Origin of the sequence: Poseidonibacter parvus, from assembly GCF_001956695.1 — a bacterium.
GTDB classification, from domain to species: domain Bacteria; phylum Campylobacterota; class Campylobacteria; order Campylobacterales; family Arcobacteraceae; genus Poseidonibacter; species Poseidonibacter parvus.
The window spans coordinates 1900301-1919550 of the sequence record NZ_CP019070.1; the positions used below are offsets into that span (position 1 = coordinate 1900301).

The following is a 19250-nucleotide window of genomic DNA, read 5'->3' on the forward strand; positions in this document are numbered from 1 at the left end:
AAAAGGATAGATATGGAAATTATTACAGGTGCGATGACCGCACTAATTACCCCATTTAAAGATGGAAAAGTTGATTTAGAAAAATATGAGTCTTTAATCAAAAGACAGATTGCACAAGGTATTGATGCTGTTGTTCCAGTTGGAACTACTGGTGAGAGTGCTACACTTTCACATGCAGAGCATAAAGCATGTATTGAAGTTGCAGTTGCTACTTGTAAAAATACACATGTAAAAGTAATAGCAGGAGCGGGTTCAAATGCAACTCATGAAGCAGTAGAAATTGCAAAACATGCACAAGCTGTTGGAGCAGATGGATTATTATCTGTAACACCATATTATAATAAACCAATGCAAGAAGGTTTATATCAACACTACAAAGCAATTGCAAGTTCTGTAGAAATTCCATTTATGCTTTATAATGTACCAGGAAGAACTGGTGTTGATTTAACAGCTGATACAACTATTAGACTATTTGACGATATTCCTAATATTTATGCAACGAAAGAAGCAACAGGATCACTAGATAGAACAATAGAATTATTATCACAAAGAAGTGACTTAGTAATTGTTTCAGGGGATGATGCAATTGATTTTCCTATGTTAGTTAATGGTTGTAAAGGTATTATTTCTGTTACAGCTAATTTACTTCCAAATCTAAAATCTAGATTAGTACATGCAGTACAAGAAGGAAATTTAGAAGAAGCAAGACAAATAAATGAAGATTTATATGCTTTAAACTCAGTATTATTTTGTGAAAGTAACCCAATACCAATTAAAGCAGCAATGTATTTAGCTGGTTTACTTAATACTTTAGAATACAGACTTCCTTTAACTGCTCCAAGTGCAGAAACAATGAAACTACTTGAAACAACATTAAAACAATATGAGGTAATAAAATAATGAGCGAATCTATGAAAAATAAAACTTTAGTAATTTCTGGTGGTACAAAAGGTATCGGTAAAGAGTGTGTTTATAAATTTGCACAAAATGGTGTTAATGTAGCATTTACATATAATTCAAACCAACAATTTGCTGAAGACATTTGTAAAGATGTAGAAGAAAAATATGGTGTAAAATGTAAAGCATATCCTTTTAATATTTTAGAGCCAGAAAAATATAAAGAATTATTTTTAGAAATTGACAAAGATTTTGATAGAGTTGATTTCTTTATCTCAAATGCAATGATTTATGGACGTGCTGTTGTTGGTGGTTATGGTAAGTTTATGAAATTAAAACCAAGAGGTTTAAATAATATTTATACTGCTACGGTTAATGCATTTGTATGTGGTTCACAGCAAGCTGCAAAAAGAATGGAAAAAGTAGGCGGTGGAGCAATTGTTTCTTTATCTTCAACTGGTAACTTAGTATATATTCCAAACTATTCAGGACATGGAACAAATAAAGCAGCAGTAGAAGCAATGGTAAGATATGCAGCTACAGAGTTAGGTGAAATGAATATTAGAGTAAATGCAGTATCTGGTGGTCCAATTGACACTGATGCACTAAAAGCCTTTACAAACTATGAAGAAGTTAAACAAAAAACAATTGATTTATCAGCTTTAAAAAGAATTGGTCAACCAAAAGATTTAGCACAATCTTGTTACTTCTTATGTACAGAAGAAGCTTCTTGGATTACATCTCAAACTTTAGTTGTTGATGGTGGAACAACTTTCAGATAATGAAAGAAAAAGCTCTTAACCTTCCAAATACTCTAGCTTTATTTAGAATAGCATTAGCTCCGCTAATGCTATGGTTTTTTATAGATAGAGACAATACTATTTTCGCTTCATGGCATCCTTCTTGGTTTGATTACTTCGCTGGTTTAATATTTGTTATTGCATCTGTTACTGATTTTTTTGATGGCTATATTGCAAGGTCTTGGAATCAAATGACAAAGCTAGGTGGTATTTTAGATCCACTTGCTGATAAAATGCTAGTTCTTGCTGGTTTCTTAGGACTTATGGTGATTGATAGAGCAAGTGCATGGGCAGTATTTTTAATACTCTCACGTGAGTTTTTTATCACTGGACTTAGAGTAGTGGCTGTAAGTGAAGGCAAAAATGTAGCTTCAACAATGGCTGGAAAAATAAAAACCGTAATTCAGATGATTGCAATAGGTTTTTTAATTATGAATTGGCCATTTGCAACAGAACTTTTATGGTTAGCTGTTGTTTTAACAATGTATTCAGGATATGAATATATTAGAGATTATTTTAAAATATAGAGGTTTTTCTTGGGTACTATAACATTTTTACTAGTTCTTTCATTTTTAGTTTTCTTTCATGAATTAGGACATTTTTTAGCAGCACGTTACTTTGGAGTAAAAGTTCATGTCTTCTCAATAGGTTTTGGGAAACAACTTTTTGCAAAAGAATGGAAAGGTACTGTTTGGCAGTTTTCATTAATTCCACTAGGTGGATATGTAAAAATGAAAGGTCAAGATGATTCAAATCCAGCTTTAAAAGAAGAAGGAGATGATTCATACAATACAAAATCACCGCTTCAAAGAATTGCCATACTTTTTGCAGGACCTTTTGCAAACTTTCTTTTAGCTGCAATTTTATACTTTTCTATTGCAATAATTGGTGCTTCTGCTTTAGCTCCATCAATTGGAACAGTTCAAGAAAATTCTCCAGCTTTTAAAGCAGGGATTTTAAAAAATGATGAAATTATCAGAATTAATAATACTGAAATTACAACATGGAATGAAATAGGTGAAATTATTGTAAATACGCAAGGTGCCTTAAAATTTTATATAAAAAGAGATGGAAAACTAATTGCAAAAACAATTAGTCCTCATATTTCAGATGCACAAAATATGTTCAAAGAAGATATCAAAAAAAGAATGATAGGTATTTCACCTTCTGGAAAAATAGTTCAACTTGATTTATCATTTGGGGAATCATTAGTTTTTGCATATGAAAAAACTATATTTGCCTCAACTATGATTTTTCAAGGTGTTCAAAAATTAATTCAAGGAATTATTCCAAGTAGTGAAGTTGGTGGAGTTATTACAATTGGAAAAGTAATCTCTGATGCAAGTGAGTCAAGTATTATTGCATTACTTACAATTACAGCATTAATTTCTGTAAATCTTGGTGTATTAAACCTTCTTCCAATTCCAGCACTTGATGGTGGACATATTATGTTTAACTTATATGAATTACTAACAAAAAGAAAACCAAGTGATAAAGTATTTATGATACTTACAATTACAGGATGGGTGATACTAGGTAGTTTAATGCTACTTGGGATTTATAATGATATAAATAGGATTTTTTTAAATGACTAAAATTACTGCAACACAAAATTTAGACGATATTATTACAAGAGTAGAAGGTGCTAGACTTAAAATATCTGAGCATCATATTGTAAAAATTATTGGTATTAGTAAATATTCAGAAGCAAAAGATGTTGAAACATTATATAATGTAGGTCAAAGAGCCTTTGGTGAAAATAAAGTTCAAGATTTAAAAAGTAAAAGCGAAGCTTTAGAAGAACTACCAATTGAATGGCACTTTGTAGGAACATTACAAAAAAATAAAATCAATAATTTAATTGATTTAAGACCTACTTTAGTTCAATCAATAGATTCAATAGAGTTAGCACAAGAACTAAATAAAAAGCTTGAAGCTAAAAATAAAAAAATGAGTATTCTTTTACAAATTAACTCTGCACGTGAAGATACAAAATCAGGTGTAATGCCAGAAGATGCAATTGAAGTTTATAAACAAATACTTGCTACTTGTCCAAATTTAAGACTAAAAGGTGTTATGAGTATTGGTGCACATGTAGAAGATGAAAAAATCATAAAAGAATCTTTTAAAACTACTAAGAAAATATATGATGAATTAAGCCCTTTAGGAGCAGTTTATTGTTCAATGGGTATGAGTTCAGATTATGAGCTTGCTATTGCTTGTGGTTCAAATATGATTAGAGTAGGATCTACTTTATTTAAAGACTAATTATTTAACAGATATATTTATATCTGTTAATATCCAAGTTCTTCATTTACTATAATCAAAACAATTCTATCTTTTTCATCAGCTTTTATATATGTAAATTTATTAGCAATATTATCTAAGTTATGTCTTGGTGCTTTTCCCATTTCAATAGCTTTTGAATTCATTCTATCAATATTTTTAATAGCACTAACCTCCATTAATCTTTTAAAACCATCTTCTACATTATCAACTATTTTGTTTATTCCAATTACTACTAAAACTTTTTTAGGACCAAATATTAAAGCAGCAACTCTATTTCCGCTTCCATCGGCATTTACAAGTTTACCATCACGTGTTAAAGCATTTGTTCCTGTTACATAAATATCAGTTAGTATCCCAGCTCTTCTTCTATGAATATTCTCATCCATAGTAATACCTTTTTGATATTGATTAAATAGTGTGATATCATCTTTTTTAACTAAAAAATCCAATAATCCAATTTCATCAACTGTAGTTGAACCACCTAATCCTACACTCATACCCTCTTTTATAAAAGTTTTACTCAAAGAAAGTGCTTCTTCCTTATTCTCAACAAAATGTGCATCGTAGCCACAATCTTTTAATACTGCTAACAATTCTTTCATTAATACGTCCTTATTTATAAAAAGTAAATTACTTTGATTCTTCTCTAATATTACTAACTGTTTTCCCACCTATTGCATAATTATCAGTATTTATTTCTTCAATTATAACAACAGCACTAGAAGCTCCACGACCATTAAAAATAGAAGCAAACAGTTCTGTAATACCTTTACTTAAAGCTTCTTTTTGCTCTTTACTAGCACCTCCATCTTCATGTGTCATTTTTACATTTATTAATGGCATCTTAATTCTCCTATTATGATTTATTTAAGATAGTATATTATTTATGTACTTTGAGTTTAATAGACATTTACTTTATGGTAAAGATAGAACTGCACTATTACATAAATCGTCACTTTCAAAAGAAGTGATATCACCTTTTTTTAAATTAGGAACAGGAAATAATCTGACAGTTAATGGCTTGTTTAATCTAAATGCCATTGTCCCCGTATCCCTCATTATTTGCTCAATTTTTTTATTAGGAGTATTTCCTTCAATTGGGACAGTATCTAAACCAATTCCACAAATTGCACTATTTGTTAAAAGTGTTCTTATGTCAAAATCTTTATCAATAGTTCCTTGTGCTAAACCTTTATCTTCAACAACTGCTAACATAAGACCTGAAAAACCAACTAGAGGTAATTCTTTAACACTTTTAAATATTTTTGTTAATAATGAAGATATTTCAATAGTACCACTTCTTCCAAAGCAATCTAATCCCATTTGTTTATACACTTCTACCATTGATGAGCAATTTTTAGAAGGAGCTGCTGAGGAATCAATTCCTTTAAAGATAAAAGAGGATTGATTTCCGATTTTTTCTTCAAACTTATCTAATATATCTTTAATATTACTACAATGATAAGAAAGAGCTTCTTTTAATATTTTAAAATATGAAGCCATTGCAACATTATGTGATAACTTAGGATTTTTATCATTAAATTCTTTTAAGACTTCAACTAATAAATCAGGAGTTTCTAAACCTAATACATATGCATTTTCTAGCTGGCTTTCATGATAAGAAGCAGGAAAATAAGGGATAAAAGGTTTACAGTTAAAATTAACTGTAAAGTTAAAGTTCCCCTCTCCTCTTGGTGTGATTTCTGATATTTTTTTTACTGCTTTTACAGATTGAGTTATAAGTTCATTATCTAGCACTTCATTTTCATCTAAAGATACATTTACACAAGCATTTGCTAAATCACCAAAAGCTAATATTAATTCAGGAAGTAAAGATATTTCTTGATTTGTTTTAGCTTCACCAATTGCAAATCTAATACGTAAACTTGTAGTACTTTTATCTAAGATATTTGAAATAAATTCTAAATCTTTTTTAGCACTTTTTATAGATGATGTATCTAAATACTCTCCAAAAGCATTAGTTACAATTCTTATTGATTGTACTTCGTAGTCTTCTTTTATGAATTTTTCACTTAAATCTTCACAAAAATCACAAGCTTTAAGAAGTTCATCTTCCCATGAGTTTTTATTTTTGTTTAGACTTAAAAAAGTAGTTATAGTTCTAATTTTACATAATTGTTTATTTTTGAAAGTCATGAAAAGTCCTTTTTATTTATTAGTTCTACTATAACTAAAAAAATACCTAAGGACAATCCATATATTGCTAGTTAAGTGCGTTTTTGAACTTTGTTACTTCATCTTCAATAGATGATTGTCTCATAAAATGCTCGCCAATTAAAAATGCATCAGCACCAATTTTTGATAATCTTTGAATTGTTTCAACATTAGAAACACCAGATTCAGCAACAATAATTTTCCCATTTGGAATCATTGGAATTAATTGGTCACACATAGTCATATCCATTTGCATAGTATCAAGGTTTCTATGATTAATACCAATAATACTAGCTCCACATTTAATAGCTTTTGTTAAGTCTTCTTTATCATGAATTTCAACTAATACTTCAAGTCCAAGATGAAGTGCATATTCATATAATTCTTTTAACTCTTTTGTAGCTAAAGATTTTGCAATAAGTAAAATAAAATCAGCTCCATAAACTAAAGCTTCAACAATTTGATATTTATCAACAATAAAATCTTTTCTTAAAAGAGGAGTTGGTACATATCTTCTTATTTGAGTTAAATATTCTAAATTACCATGAAAATAATGTGGTTCAGTTAAAACTGAAATTGCATTTGCCCCACTATTGCTATATGCTTGCGCAATTTCCATAGGATTAAAATCTTCTTTTATAATACCTTTTGAAGGACTAGCTTTTTTAACTTCAGCAATTATTCTAATAGGCTCACTTGAAGTCGATGTTAAAAAAGGTTTTACATCTCTTGGTGCAAAAGGATTTGAAGCTAATGTTCTTCCTAATAAATCTAAACTTATCTCTTTTTTTCTAATCTCTAAATCTTGTTTTGTTCTTTCTACAATTTCATCTAATATCACTTAGTACACTCCTTAATTTTTTCCCAATGTAAAGTTATTTCGTCATCTTCAAATTTAGCATTTTCAATAACATTTTTCATATTTTTATATGCATTTTTACAATCTTTAATTTTATATTCACCCCAAGCAAGCGTATCAATATAGGCTAGATTATTTGGATCTTTACTTAATGCTTTTTTAACTAAAATCAATCCTCTATTTATATCTAAATCATAATCAATTAAGATATATGCTAAATAGTTTTCATAAACAGGATTTGAAATCTTCTCTAATACTTTATCAAATTTAGAAATCACGGAATTTAAAACTTCTTTTTTATTTTCTGCCATCTCAAATTCTAAAATAGCTTTTTGTCCTAAAAATTCTAAATTATTAGTTTTTTTGTATAATAAGTCTAATAATCTATTTGCTTTTCCTATTTCATTAGCATCTCTATATAAAGTTAATAATGCTGGATTTTCTTTATCGTTTTCTTCTAAAAATTTTATCGCTTTTTTACTATCTTTTTGAAGTAAATATCTTGATAATAAATTTTGTGTATTAGATAATGATGGTTCTTTATTTTCTTTTTTATAATATGAATACATTTTTTCTAATAAAGGTATTATTTTTTCATTCTCTTTATCTTTTTCATAAAAAGATAATAATTGTAAAGATAAAGAAAAAGGATATGAATTTGAAGTTATATACTTTTCCATAGTATTTTTTGATTTTTCTTTTTGATTTGTAAAGTAATATTGTATATTTGTAATAGTTTGTAAAGTATGCACTGACTTATTAATTTTATAAGCTTTTTTAAACTCTTCTTCAGATTTTTCATACTCTTTTAAATCTAGATATATACTAGCTAAAAAAGTATGATTGCTTTTATGATAAAACTTTTTAGTAAGCTTTTTTGCATATTTTATACACTGTTCTTTCTCATTAAGTTTTAATAATGATAATGTATATAATTTTAAAATCATTTCTTCTTGTTTTATATCTTCAACTAAGTTTAAAGAAGCATATTCTTTTACATTTTTATAATCTTTAAGTACAAACGATAAATTTAAATATTTAACTAAATACTCATAATTATTTGTATTTTTAAAAAGTTTTGAATATATTTCTCGTGCAGAGATATAATCTTTTTGATTTTCATATTCTAAAGCATACATTATATATGGGTCTTCTAAATTAAAAGACTTAGTTTTATTTTGTATAACTGTTTTTTTTATTTCACTGTTTTTTATAATTTCAGTATTTGCAGTATTAACACATCCACTAATACATAATAAAAAAGTAGTAAAAATTAAATAGTTCTTATAGCTGGGCACTCTTCATAAACCTCTTGTGTATTTTCTTTAAAATAATCCCAAAATGGGAAAGTACGACATTGTATTGGTCTAGCTTCATATATTGAGCATTGTCTTTTTTCTAAATCAAAAAAAGTACATGCATAATTATCTTCAGCTGATTTTACCTCTTTTATACTGTATTTATAACCTTTTTTTTCTAAATACTTACTTCGTAACTCTTCAAGTGATATGTTAAGATGAGTTGCCAAGGTATTTATCTCTTGTGCATTAATCCAAATATATCCACTTTCTCCAATACAGCAATTACCAGCACAAGTATCGCAAGCACTTGGCTCAAAAGCATAAGGAAAGCCATCTTTTTTAATTAAATTGTTCACTATCTACCTTTATACTATGAGTTGAGGACTTATCATAAATATCTTTCACCTCTTGTGTAAATTCACTATCTTTAAATACAAAAAGCGGACTTAATATTTTTGTTAAAGATTTTGAATTCTTTCTTGCATAAACTAAAATCAATGTTGCATCTTTAGATTGCTTTGGATAAACAAATTGTAAAGCCTCTAAATTTAGTTTATATTTGTTTAAAAAAATGATTATCTCATTAATTTGTTTCACATCGTAACAGAAAAAAAGCTTTCCAGAATCCTTTAAAATAGAAGAACTTTTTTGTATAAAACTTTCCAAAGGCATTGAATCATTATACCTTGCAATTTTAATATTTTCATTTTCACTCTTAATTACATTACAGTGGTAAAAAGGTGGATTTGAAATACACATGTCAAATTTTTTATCAAAATCAATCTGCAAAAAAGAACCTTCATATAGTTTACTTTTTTGTTTATTTGTTTGTACATTTTTTAATGAAAGGAATTGGAATGTTTTTTGAACTTCACATTGATTCAAATTTAAACTTTGGTATTCTCTAGAAACAAGTAATCCTAGTATCCCACTACCACTACCTATATCTAATACTTCACCTTTAACATTTTTAAATTTTTTCATATTATTAACAACAAAATTATATAAAAAATGTGTATCACTATTATAACAATAACCATTCATTGGTTGATATAAAACCAAACTTATTCCTTTTTACATTTTAGGTATTATATCTAAGATTAACCAACATATGATTTAAATAAATTTCAATCATTTTCATTGTAATTAATAGCAATATTTCACTTAAGCTTAATCTTAGTTTCGTAGCAATCAAAAATATACACATAGCACTAGTGTAGCAAAATGTAACAAGAGCTAAATTAGCTTTGTAAAATGAAAGTTTTACTAATCCTTTAGATGTATTATAGGTTATTATTCAATCATAATAATTGAGTTTATTCAAATATTGATTAATAAAAATTTTAAGGGGAAATTATGTCTAATATGGAAGCTCCTGCAAACACACCTGTTTGGGTTAATGAAGCTAGATGTAAAGCATGTGATAAATGTGTATCTGTTTGTCCAGCTGGTGTACTAGTTATGAGACAAGAAGTTCATTCAACATTAGGTTCAATAATAAAAGTAGCAAATCCTGATTCATGTATTGGTTGTACAGACTGTGAATTAGCATGTCCAGATTTTGCAATTTATGTTGCAGATAAAAAAGAATTTAAATTTGCTAAACTATCAGAAGAAGCAAAAACAAGAAAAGAAGCAATTGTTAAAAATAATTATAGAGAATTAGAGGCTTAAGGAGAATTAATGGCAAGAGAATTAATATCAACAGGTAATGAATTAGCAGCAAAGGCTGCGTTAGATTCTGACGTTCAATTTTTTGCGGGATATCCTATTACTCCTTCAAGTGAAGTAATGCATATTTTATCAACTGCATTACCAGCTAGAGGTGATGCATGTATCCAAATGGAAGATGAAATTTCAGGAATTTGTGCGGCATTAGGTGCAGCAATGTCTGGAAAAAGATCGTTAACAGCAACATCTGGACCAGGTATTTCTTTAAAAGCAGAAAACTTAGGTGTAGGGTATATTTCAGAAGTACCTTTAGTTGTTATCAATGTAATGAGAGGTGGTCCATCAACTGGTTTACCAACAAGAGTTGCACAAGGTGACTTACTACAAGCTAAAAACCCTACTCATGGTGATGTTAAATCAATCACATTAGTACCAGGTAACTTAAATGAGTGTTATACTGAAGTTGCACGTGCATTTAACTTAGCAGATAGATTTATGCAACCAGTATTCGTTTTATTAGATGAAACAATTGGTCACATGAGTGGAAAAGCAAGTATTCCTGATTTAGAAACAATTCAAGAAGAAAAGATACCAAGAAAGAAATTTACTGGTGATAAGAAAGATTATAAACCTTATGGTGTTGAAGCTGATGAACCAGCTGTATTAAATCCAATGTTTGAAGGTTATAGATACCACTTTACTGGATTACATCATGGACCAACTGGACATCCTACTGAAGATGCTGAAGTTTGTGATGCTTTAATGAAAAGATTATTCAATAAAGTTGATGCACATATGGATGAATTAGAATCTAATGAAGAATATATGTTAGATGATGCAGACATTATGATTATTGCATATGGTTCTGTTTCATTAGGTGTAACAGAAGCAATTAACAGAATGAGAGCTGAAGGTATCAAAGTTGGTATGTTCAGACCTAAAACAATCTGGCCAAGTCCAGAAAAAAGAATCAAAGAATTATGTGACAAATTTGACAAAGTATTAGTTGCTGAGTTAAATATGGGACAATTTGCTGATGAAGTACAAAGAGCAAGTGGTAGATCTGATTTTGATACATTATTCAAAGTTAACGGAAGACCACTATCTCCACTAGAAATTATTGAAAAAGTGAAGGGAATGTAATATGGCTTTTAATTATGACGAATATTTAAGAACTGATAAGATGCCAACACTATGGTGTTGGGGATGTGGTGATGGAGTTATTTTAAAATCTATCATTAGAGCTATTGAAAAAACTGGTTGGAACATGGATGATGTTTGTGTTGTTTCTGGTATTGGATGTTCAGGAAGAACTTCTTCATACATCAACTGTAACACTGTTCACACAACTCACGGTAGAACTTTAGCATATGCTACTGGAATTAAATTAGCTAATCCAGAAAAGAAAGTTATTGTAGTTGGTGGTGATGGTGATGGTCTTGCAATTGGTGGAAACCATACTATCCATGCATCAAGAAGAAATATTGATTTAAATTATATTATTATCAATAACTTTATTTATGGATTAACTAACTCACAAACTTCTCCAACAACTCCTCAAGGAATGTGGACAGTTACTATGAGTAAAGGTAATATTGACCCTACTTTTGATGCTTGTAAATTAGTTGAAGCAGCAGGAGCATCTTTTGTTGCTAGAGAAACTATGTTAGATCCTAAAAAACTAGAAAGAATTTTAGTTAAAGGTTTCCAACATACAGGATTCTCATTTATTGAAGTATTCTCTAACTGTCACGTTAACTTAGGAAGAAAAAATAAAATGGCTACAGCTATGGCTAACTTAGATTGGATTAAATCTATTTCAGTTGGAAAAGCTAAGTTTGAGAAATTAGAACCAGAAGAACAAGTTGGAAAATTCCCATTAGGAATTTTAAAACATGATGAAACTGCTGATGAATATTGTGAGTCTTACGAAAAAGTAAAAGAGGCTAACAAAACAAATACTATGATTCAATTCTAAGGAGAACATTATGGCTAAAACATTAATGAGATTTACAGGTGTTGGTGGACAAGGTGTACTTCTAGCAGGTTCTATTTTTGCAGCTGCAAAAATTAACGATGGTGGTTATGGTTTAAAAACTGCAACATATACATCTCAAGTAAGAGGTGGTCCAACAGTTGTTGATATTACTTTACAAGATGATGAAATTTTATACCCTTATGCAAATGATGGTGAAATTGACTTCATGTTATCAGTTGCTCAAATATCTTATGACCAATTTAAAAATGGTGTAAGAGATGGTGCAACTATTGTAGTTGAGCCAAATTTAGTTACAGCAACTCCTGAAGATAAAAAAAGATGGAATATAGTTGAAATTCCAATTATTACTATTGCAAAAGAAGAGATTGGTAATGTAATTACTCAATCTGTTTTAGCACTTGCAATGGCTAACTACTTTACAGGTGAAACAGTTGATAACGAAACGTTAAGAAAAACTATGCTTTCAAAAGTACCTGCAAAAGTACATGATATTAATAATAAAGCCTTTGATTTAGGTCTTAAATACGCAGCTGAAGCTTCTAAAGCTTCATAAAAAAAGGAAGTAGTCAAAAGACTACCTCCTTTTTTAACTTGCTTAAATTTTATCTTCTAATTACAATATTGTTTGTAGTTTTCTATTTTTTCTTCTAATCGTACCGATAAATATATATTCGAGTTTTTTAAACATGAAAGAATAAAACTAGCTTCTTTTAAATAAGCTTTCTTTTTATCATTTTCCCAATGTTTTGGAGGAGTTGATAGGTTTGTAATTCTGTCTGCTAGTTTTACCATTTGAACTTCATAAGGTTGTTCCAAAAGCATTTCAATACTTTTTTTCATCTGTTCTTGCTTTGATTGCAAACTTTTATCTTTACTAAGTGCTTCAACACCATTTGCAATTGCTTCACTAAAGTCAACATATAAATCATCATAAGTAATTTTTGTATCTTCTATAGTATCATGTAATAAAGCACACGAAATTGCTAAATTAGCTTTATCTTCATCCATTTTTGATTTTTCACAAGCATGTATTACTTCCATTGTAACTGATACTACATGTGCGAGATAAGGTAGGTTTTTGGGAGTTTTTTGTTCAGCATGGGCAAGTGCTGCATATTCTAAAGCTTTAATATATACATCTTGTGAAAACATTATTAATCTTCCTTTTGCTTTTGTATTTTTTCTTTTTGTATTTTTTCTTTAATTGATGCAATTGTTTTTGAGTTTTTAGAAAAGCTTATTAATTTTTCTACATTTGTAATTTTATCCTTACAAATATTTTTTAATGACTTTTCAAATACTTGAGTAGTTGCTAGTGCATCATCATAAGCTCTATGATGATTTTCAAGCTCGATATCTAATTCTTCTTTCAAAAAACCTAGACCATATCTAGGAGAATCAATAGTTCTTTTTGCTAAATCAATACTACAAAGTTTTCTATTTTGAAGTTTTCCTAAATCATATTTTTCTAGTGAGTCTGAGATATAATTGTAATCAAATTTAATATCATGTGCAACAAAAACATCATCTTCTAAAAAAAGCTTAAACTCTTTAAGTACTGCTTCTAAAACTGGAGCATCTTCTAGCATTAAAGGTGTTATATTTGTCACTTCTTGGATATAAGAAGGAATATCTTTTGCATAAACTAAGGATTGAAAATTATCAATTATTTCACCATTTTTATATTTTACAGCACCAATTTCAATTATTTGGCTACCTTTTTTTATAGATGAACCATTTGTTTCAATATCAACAATACAAAAACATTGTTCATTAATAGAAGTCTTATTAGTTTTTAAATAAATTTTGTTTTTATCAAATTCTAAAGGCAAGCCATTTGATAATAAAAGTTCAAATTCTAATTCAGGAGTATCAAAAAAAGTATCACTTGCTTTTTCTAAAAGAGTTAGAAACTCTTCATATTCAATAGACTCTTTTAGTAATCTTTCAATAATATTGGATATTTTAAAAGTAGGTTTTACAATTATTCTTTTTTTAGATTTCATTTACTGCTTTTATAAAATTTATCATTTTTTGCTTATCTTTTTTTCCCTTTGAAGCCTCAACACCAGAGCTTACATCAATCCCATAAAAACCATAACCTTTTAATTCATTTAAGTTGTTTTCGTTAAGACCACCAGCTAAAATCATTTTAGAACAATCAATATCTTTAAACCATTCTAAAGCAAGTCTTTTCCCTTCACCACCAAAACCATCAACAAAAGCATCAACTAATACATACTCATCTTTTGTATTTAAGATATCTTCTTTAGACTTTGCTCTTAATACTTTTATATATCTAGTGTCTAAAGTATTAAAATCAGTGTACGCATCATCATCAATGACTTGTGCTGATTGCATCTTTGCATTTATACACACTTGATTTATAAAAATATTTGGTTCATTTACAAATAATCCTATTGTTTGTACAAAAGGAGGAAGTTTTTCAACAATTGCTCTTGCTTGAAATGGTTCAATATATCTAGGAGATTTATCATAAAAAACAAAACCTAAAGCATCAGCACCTGCATTTATAGCATTAAGTGCATCTTCAAGATTTGTTATTCCACAAATTTTAACTTTCATAATTAAACCTGTAAACTCTTAATAGCTTTTGAATAATCATCATTACCGAATACATAAGAACCAGCTACAACTACATCAACTCCTGCTTCTTTTAATTCATGGATATTTTTATCATTTACTCCACCGTCAACTTCAATTAAACAGTTTGGGTTTCTTTTTTTAATTAATTCTTTAAGTTTTTTTGCTTTTTCAACAACACTAGTAATAAATTTTTGTCCACCAAAACCTGGGTTTACTGACATTAATAAAACCATATCTAAATCTTCTAAAAGGTATTCAATTGACTCGGGTGTAGAATGAGGATTTAAAACTATTGCAGGTTTAATTCCTAAAGATCTGATTTTTTGAATAAGTCTATGAGGATGTTTTTCACTTTCAATATGAAATGAAATATATTTAGGTTTCAAAGGTGCAAAAAGCTCAACAAAGAATGTATTATTTTCAACCATTAAATGTACATCTAAGGGTTTTGTAGAAGCTTTTGCTACAGGATTTACAACTACTGGACCTAAAGTCATATTTGGAACAAAATGACCATCCATTACATCAACATGAACTAAATCGCAACCACCGTCACAAATAGCTTTAATTTCTTCATTTAATTTTCCAAAGTCTGCTGATAGTATAGAAGGAGCAACTTGCATTTTATAACCTTTATTTATTAATTTTAGGCGATTATACCATGAAATATCTTTTATACAAAGTATATTAAAACAAAAATTGTATAAAATAAGCTTTTAATTTTAAGGGTAGTACTAATGAAATATATTTTGATTTTTTTATTTAATTTGATCTTATTAAATGCGGCTGATGACTTTACTAATATTTACACAAAAGCACAAAGTTATGAAAAAGAAGGTAATTATAAAGAAGCTATGCTTTTATATAAAAAAGCTGCTGATGCTAAAATATCAAAAGAAGATAAATATATTATCGATTTGTCTAATAATGAAGAACATAAAGTTCAGACTTTTACAAAAATGAAAAGTGATTTTTATAAAAACTACATCGACAAAACAAATGATAAAGAAACAAACTCAAATTTAAAACAAATGATAACAGGTGATTTTGGACTATATCCTTATAAGAAAAACTACCTACTTCCTACTACTTATGATTTAAATAAAACTTCAGATAGAGATGCTTTTGAAACTAGCTTCCAAATTAGTATAGAAAAACCAATTTTATATGATTTTTTTAATTTGAGCGAATCAATATCAGCAGCATATACTCAAAAATCATTTTGGCAAACAAGTTCTAATTCTTCTCCTTTTAGAGAGTCAAATTATAAACCAGAAGTATTTGTTCAGTTTCCCTATGAAAAAAGTAGCACATTAAAAGGTTTAAAAATTGCATTAATGCATGAATCAAATGGAAGAAATGATGAAGACTCAAGGTCATGGAATAGAATATACTTAGAGAGCTATTTACAACTATCTGAACTTTTTGTAATTCCTAGAATTTGGTATAGAATTCCTGAAAAAAGTGAAGATGACGATAATCCAGATATTGATAAGTATTATGGATATGGAGATTTAAATTTACTTTATGCATATAAAAAACATAATTTTGAGTTAATGCTGAGAAATAACATGAGATTAAATTCTCAAAATAAGGGAGCTGCAGAGTTAAACTGGACTTTTCCTCTACCTGAATTTTTATCAACACCAAATTCATATGGGTTTTTACAAATATTTTCAGGATATGGAAATAGTTTAATTGACTATGATAGAGAAAGTCATAAGATAGGTTTAGGAATAGCTTTTTCTAGATAAAGCTATTTCTTTTTTAAGTTTTTAACATAGTAATATATAGCATCAATTTCTTCATCAACTAGAAAATATGTTGGCATAATATTTGCTTTATATACTAACTTCTCACAAACTTCTTCCTTTGAAAATTTTTTCTTTGGATTCTTTTTGGCATTAACTTTTTTATAAAACATATCATATTCTACATCCTTAATACTAGGAACTGTTAAAACACAATCATATTTTTTCTTATCATAAACATGTTTAAAAGATACAATTTCTTTTCCTTTTGCATTATCACCATGACAAGTATTACAACCTATTCCTCTTGGATTATTATAAAGCATTTCTCCATACTCAAATTTAGTAATAAAAGAATTATTAACTTTTATCAACTTTGTTTCATCTGCAATTAAATTTAAATAGCAAAGAGAAATTAAAAATATTAAGCTCTTCATTTTATATTTATATTCTCCTATTTTTCATAAACCAATAAAAAGAAAACATTAAACCAGGTGTTTTAGCTTTACTTTCATCAAAAATAAATTCATCAATTTCTTCAATTGGTAAAAACATTAAATCAATTTGTTCATCATTTATACCACCACCATCATGAACTTTCATAGATTCATTAATCTTTGCATAAAAAAGATTTTGACAAGATCCACTAACACCTACATTTGTATAAAAGGAAGTCACTTTCTCAATAGCTTCTAAAGGAACATCATATCCACACTCTTCATCAATTTCTTCTTTTGCTATTTGTTCTAGTGAAACATCTTTATCTATTATTCCAGCACAAAGTTCATAAGTACATAAATGACTTTCATCATTTAAATATACAGGAGCTCTAAACTGTTTTACAAGTAAAAAAGCATCTTTTTCTTCATGATAAAGTAAAACGGCAACAGAATCAAAACTTTTAACTGCTTCCCATGCTTTTTGTTTTCCATTTAGACTATATGTAATCTTAACAGGATGTACAAACCTTGTATCTTTTAAATTATTTGTTTTAAAATCTTTTATAATATTTTTCATATCTTATTTTTACTTTCTAAATCACACTTTGAACCATTAATAATTGATGAAAAATCTACATAAAAAGTTGAACCAACTTTAAGTTCTGATTTTAAATCTAATTTTAAATCATATTCATCACTTATTCTTTTTACAATATCTAGGCCTATTCCAAAACCACCTTCAATATTTGTACCTCTTTTATATCTTTTAAATATTTCTTTTTGTTCTACTTCACTAATTCCAATACCAAAATCTTCTACGCTTAAAGTATTGTTTTTAATGCATACATTAACAATTGAATTATTATGGCTATATTTTATAGCATTTGATATTAAATTATTCACAATTTTCTGAGTTTTTGTTTTATCCATTAAAATAATACAATCATCTAAATCATCATTTATTACTATTTTTTTAGTAATTGAAATATCATTAAAATATTCTACACTATCTTTAACTAGAACTTTTAAATTAAACTCTTCAAAAACATCTTCATTTATTTCATTAAAAGCTGAAAAATGAATATCATTATAAATCTGAGATATTTGCTTCGAGCTACTTAAAATATACCTCATCATTTTTTCAGAATTTTTACCTTTTTTAAGCATTGATGTTGATGTCATTAATACAGTTACAGGTGTATTTAATTCATGCGCTGAATCTTTAATAAACTTATCCATATGTTCAATTTTTTCTCTCACTGGTTTTAATAAAATCTTTGCAAGTAAAAATCCAATTAAACCAATAAAAATACCACTTAAAATTAATTTTACAACAACATAAATTTTTAAACTATTTCGATTATCAATTCCAATACAAGTTTCAATAGCAATATATTTAATAGGAATTGTTTCTTCATTTAATTTTGTTATGTAAAATTCAAAAGCAGAACTTTCATACATGTTTCTTGAAAAATCAACAGCATCAGGGTCTTTTAAGTATGAGAATATTACTTTTTGGTCTTTATCATATAAAGCGTAATTTATATCATTATTTTCTAATTTTTTAGGTACATACTCTTTATGTTTCATATAAGAGTTTAAGATGTCTGCTTCAATTTGCATAGAAGCACTACTCATTTCCATACTACATGAATCTGAAACTGATTTTAACTCATCATTATAATATATATAAAGTAATACAGATAGAAGTAAAACCGTAGAACCTACATAAATAGATAGAAAACTAACTAGAGCTTTTTTTTCATTCTTATTCAAATTTATATCCTATTCCTCTAATTGTACTAATCTTCTCTTTTCCAATAATTTCTCTTAAGTTTTTGATATATACTCTTATAGTTGCATCTGTTGGAATCTCTTCATAAGCCCAAATATTTTGCAATAACTCATCACTTGAGATTACTCTTTTTTTATGAGTACAAAAGTATTTTAAAATATCTCTTTCTTTTTGAGCAATACTTACACTCTTATCTTCTAAAGTAATTCTACAAGAATCAGGGTCAAAAGAGATTGTTGGAGTTATTACAATATTGTCATTTTGTTCAATTGAGAACTGTCTACATAATCTTAAAATTCTTTGATCTAATTCTTCTAAATCAAAAGGCTTTTTTATATAATCATCAACACCATTTTCAAAAGAGTCTTTTAAATGTTTTGTATCTTGATAAGCTGTTAAAATTATTACAGGTATTTTAATTTTATACTCTTCTCTAATTGTTTTAAGAACTTCAAGTCCAGACATAATAGGAGTATTAATATCTAAAAGTGCAAAATCGAACTTTTCATCAATTAAATATTCTAAAGCATCTTGTCCATTTAGACATAAAGTTACGTCATAACCTTTATCAATTAAATGGTCATTAAGTAAATCACTTAATAAATTGTCATCTTCTAATAATAAAACTCTCATAATCATTCCTAATTTTTAATGATATGATTATAT

At 27.9% G+C, this 19250-nt stretch carries 25 protein-coding genes; 10 read left to right on the forward strand and 15 right to left on the reverse strand.

What is annotated here, in order from left to right; all coding sequences use genetic code 11:
* Positions 1-12: 12 nt before the first annotated feature.
* The 5 genes from dapA to LPB137_RS09505 are packed head-to-tail and all read left to right on the forward strand — an operon-like array spanning position 13 to position 3965.
* On the forward strand, positions 13-900 hold the full coding sequence (dapA, locus tag LPB137_RS09485; protein ID WP_076087417.1) for a 4-hydroxy-tetrahydrodipicolinate synthase: 888 nt from the start codon (positions 13-15) through the stop codon (positions 898-900).
* Positions 900-1679, forward strand: coding sequence for an enoyl-ACP reductase (locus LPB137_RS09490; RefSeq protein WP_076087419.1), 780 nt, complete (start codon positions 900-902; stop codon positions 1677-1679). The genes dapA and LPB137_RS09490 overlap by 1 nt, the downstream gene beginning before the upstream one ends.
* The gene (pgsA, locus tag LPB137_RS09495; protein ID WP_076087421.1) at positions 1679-2224 is read left to right on the forward strand and encodes a CDP-diacylglycerol--glycerol-3-phosphate 3-phosphatidyltransferase; all 546 of its coding nucleotides are present in this window, start codon (positions 1679-1681) and stop codon (positions 2222-2224) included. The genes LPB137_RS09490 and pgsA overlap by 1 nt, the downstream gene beginning before the upstream one ends.
* A 9-nt stretch (positions 2225-2233) precedes the next feature.
* Positions 2234-3292: a M50 family metallopeptidase gene (locus LPB137_RS09500; protein WP_076087426.1), complete on the forward strand. Its 1059-nt coding sequence runs from the start codon at positions 2234-2236 to the stop codon at positions 3290-3292.
* Positions 3285-3965 carry a YggS family pyridoxal phosphate-dependent enzyme gene (locus LPB137_RS09505; RefSeq protein WP_076087428.1) on the forward strand — a complete coding sequence of 227 codons (681 nt, stop codon included), beginning with the start codon at positions 3285-3287 and terminating at the stop codon, positions 3963-3965. The genes LPB137_RS09500 and LPB137_RS09505 overlap by 8 nt, the downstream gene beginning before the upstream one ends.
* A 26-nt stretch (positions 3966-3991) precedes the next feature.
* Here LPB137_RS09505 and LPB137_RS09510 read toward each other — a convergent pair whose 3' ends face one another.
* The 7 genes from LPB137_RS09510 to LPB137_RS09540 form a co-directional block, all read right to left on the reverse strand.
* Complete coding sequence (locus LPB137_RS09510) at positions 3992-4588, reverse strand: lactate utilization protein (protein ID WP_076087430.1); 597 nt, start codon at positions 4586-4588, stop codon at positions 3992-3994.
* A gap of 28 nt (positions 4589-4616) precedes the next feature.
* Positions 4617-4829: a tautomerase family protein gene (locus tag LPB137_RS09515; RefSeq protein WP_076087432.1), complete on the reverse strand. Its 213-nt coding sequence runs from the start codon at positions 4827-4829 to the stop codon at positions 4617-4619.
* 72 nt (positions 4830-4901) lie between these two features.
* A complete protein-coding gene (locus LPB137_RS09520; protein WP_076087434.1) occupies positions 4902-6143 on the reverse strand; it encodes a DUF711 family protein in 1242 nt (413 codons plus the stop codon).
* Between the two features lie 67 nt (positions 6144-6210).
* Positions 6211-7002 (reverse strand): indole-3-glycerol phosphate synthase TrpC, encoded by a 792-nt coding sequence (gene trpC, locus LPB137_RS09525; protein ID WP_076087436.1) that lies wholly within the window; start codon positions 7000-7002, stop codon positions 6211-6213.
* On the reverse strand, positions 6999-8318 hold the full coding sequence (locus tag LPB137_RS09530) for a tetratricopeptide repeat protein (protein ID WP_076087438.1): 1320 nt from the start codon (positions 8316-8318) through the stop codon (positions 6999-7001). Before LPB137_RS09530 ends, trpC begins: the two co-directional genes overlap by 4 nt.
* On the reverse strand, positions 8294-8677 hold the full coding sequence (locus tag LPB137_RS09535; protein ID WP_076087440.1) for a YkgJ family cysteine cluster protein: 384 nt from the start codon (positions 8675-8677) through the stop codon (positions 8294-8296). Before LPB137_RS09535 ends, LPB137_RS09530 begins: the two co-directional genes overlap by 25 nt.
* Positions 8661-9383: a tRNA1(Val) (adenine(37)-N6)-methyltransferase gene (locus LPB137_RS09540; RefSeq protein ID WP_076087442.1), complete on the reverse strand. Its 723-nt coding sequence runs from the start codon at positions 9381-9383 to the stop codon at positions 8661-8663. The genes LPB137_RS09535 and LPB137_RS09540 overlap by 17 nt, the downstream gene beginning before the upstream one ends.
* A gap of 294 nt (positions 9384-9677) precedes the next feature.
* Here LPB137_RS09540 and LPB137_RS09545 point away from each other — a divergent pair, with 294 nt between their 5' ends.
* The 4 genes from LPB137_RS09545 to LPB137_RS09560 are packed head-to-tail and all read left to right on the forward strand — an operon-like array spanning position 9678 to position 12544.
* Complete coding sequence (locus tag LPB137_RS09545) at positions 9678-9995, forward strand: 4Fe-4S dicluster domain-containing protein (protein WP_076087446.1); 318 nt, start codon at positions 9678-9680, stop codon at positions 9993-9995.
* Positions 9996-10004: 9 nt separating this feature from the next.
* Positions 10005-11135, forward strand: coding sequence for a 2-oxoglutarate synthase subunit alpha (locus LPB137_RS09550; protein WP_076087448.1), 1131 nt, complete (start codon positions 10005-10007; stop codon positions 11133-11135).
* Position 11136: 1 nt separating this feature from the next.
* Complete coding sequence (locus LPB137_RS09555; RefSeq protein WP_076087450.1) at positions 11137-11970, forward strand: 2-oxoglutarate ferredoxin oxidoreductase subunit beta; 834 nt, start codon at positions 11137-11139, stop codon at positions 11968-11970.
* 10 nt (positions 11971-11980) lie between these two features.
* Positions 11981-12544, forward strand: coding sequence for a 2-oxoacid:acceptor oxidoreductase family protein (locus LPB137_RS09560; protein WP_076087452.1), 564 nt, complete (start codon positions 11981-11983; stop codon positions 12542-12544).
* A gap of 56 nt (positions 12545-12600) precedes the next feature.
* Here LPB137_RS09560 and LPB137_RS09565 read toward each other — a convergent pair whose 3' ends face one another.
* The 4 genes from LPB137_RS09565 to rpe are packed head-to-tail and all read right to left on the reverse strand — an operon-like array spanning position 12601 to position 15221.
* Entirely contained in the window at positions 12601-13143 is a 543-nt protein-coding gene (locus LPB137_RS09565; protein WP_076087454.1) for an HD domain-containing protein, read from the reverse strand.
* A gap of 2 nt (positions 13144-13145) precedes the next feature.
* Positions 13146-13997: a 3'-5' exonuclease gene (locus LPB137_RS09570; protein ID WP_076087456.1), complete on the reverse strand. Its 852-nt coding sequence runs from the start codon at positions 13995-13997 to the stop codon at positions 13146-13148.
* Positions 13987-14577, reverse strand: coding sequence for a phosphoribosylanthranilate isomerase (locus tag LPB137_RS09575; protein ID WP_076087458.1), 591 nt, complete (start codon positions 14575-14577; stop codon positions 13987-13989). Before LPB137_RS09575 ends, LPB137_RS09570 begins: the two co-directional genes overlap by 11 nt.
* Positions 14578-14579: 2 nt before the next feature.
* On the reverse strand, positions 14580-15221 hold the full coding sequence (gene rpe, locus LPB137_RS09580) for a ribulose-phosphate 3-epimerase (protein ID WP_076087460.1): 642 nt from the start codon (positions 15219-15221) through the stop codon (positions 14580-14582).
* Between the two features lie 114 nt (positions 15222-15335).
* Between rpe and LPB137_RS09585 the strand changes: the two genes are divergently transcribed.
* A complete protein-coding gene (locus LPB137_RS09585; RefSeq protein ID WP_076087462.1) occupies positions 15336-16352 on the forward strand; it encodes a phospholipase A in 1017 nt (338 codons plus the stop codon).
* 2 nt (positions 16353-16354) lie between these two features.
* Here LPB137_RS09585 and LPB137_RS09590 read toward each other — a convergent pair whose 3' ends face one another.
* The 4 genes from LPB137_RS09590 to LPB137_RS09605 are packed head-to-tail and all read right to left on the reverse strand — an operon-like array spanning position 16355 to position 19217.
* Positions 16355-16786: a c-type cytochrome gene (locus tag LPB137_RS09590; protein ID WP_076087465.1), complete on the reverse strand. Its 432-nt coding sequence runs from the start codon at positions 16784-16786 to the stop codon at positions 16355-16357.
* A 7-nt stretch (positions 16787-16793) separates the two neighbouring features.
* A complete protein-coding gene (locus tag LPB137_RS09595) occupies positions 16794-17366 on the reverse strand; it encodes an NUDIX domain-containing protein (protein WP_076087467.1) in 573 nt (190 codons plus the stop codon).
* Complete coding sequence (locus tag LPB137_RS09600) at positions 17363-18565, reverse strand: sensor histidine kinase (RefSeq protein WP_076087469.1); 1203 nt, start codon at positions 18563-18565, stop codon at positions 17363-17365. The genes LPB137_RS09595 and LPB137_RS09600 overlap by 4 nt, the downstream gene beginning before the upstream one ends.
* The gene (locus tag LPB137_RS09605; RefSeq protein WP_083657225.1) at positions 18558-19217 is read right to left on the reverse strand and encodes a response regulator transcription factor; all 660 of its coding nucleotides are present in this window, start codon (positions 19215-19217) and stop codon (positions 18558-18560) included. The genes LPB137_RS09600 and LPB137_RS09605 overlap by 8 nt, the downstream gene beginning before the upstream one ends.
* Between the last annotated feature and the right edge of the window lie 33 nt (positions 19218-19250).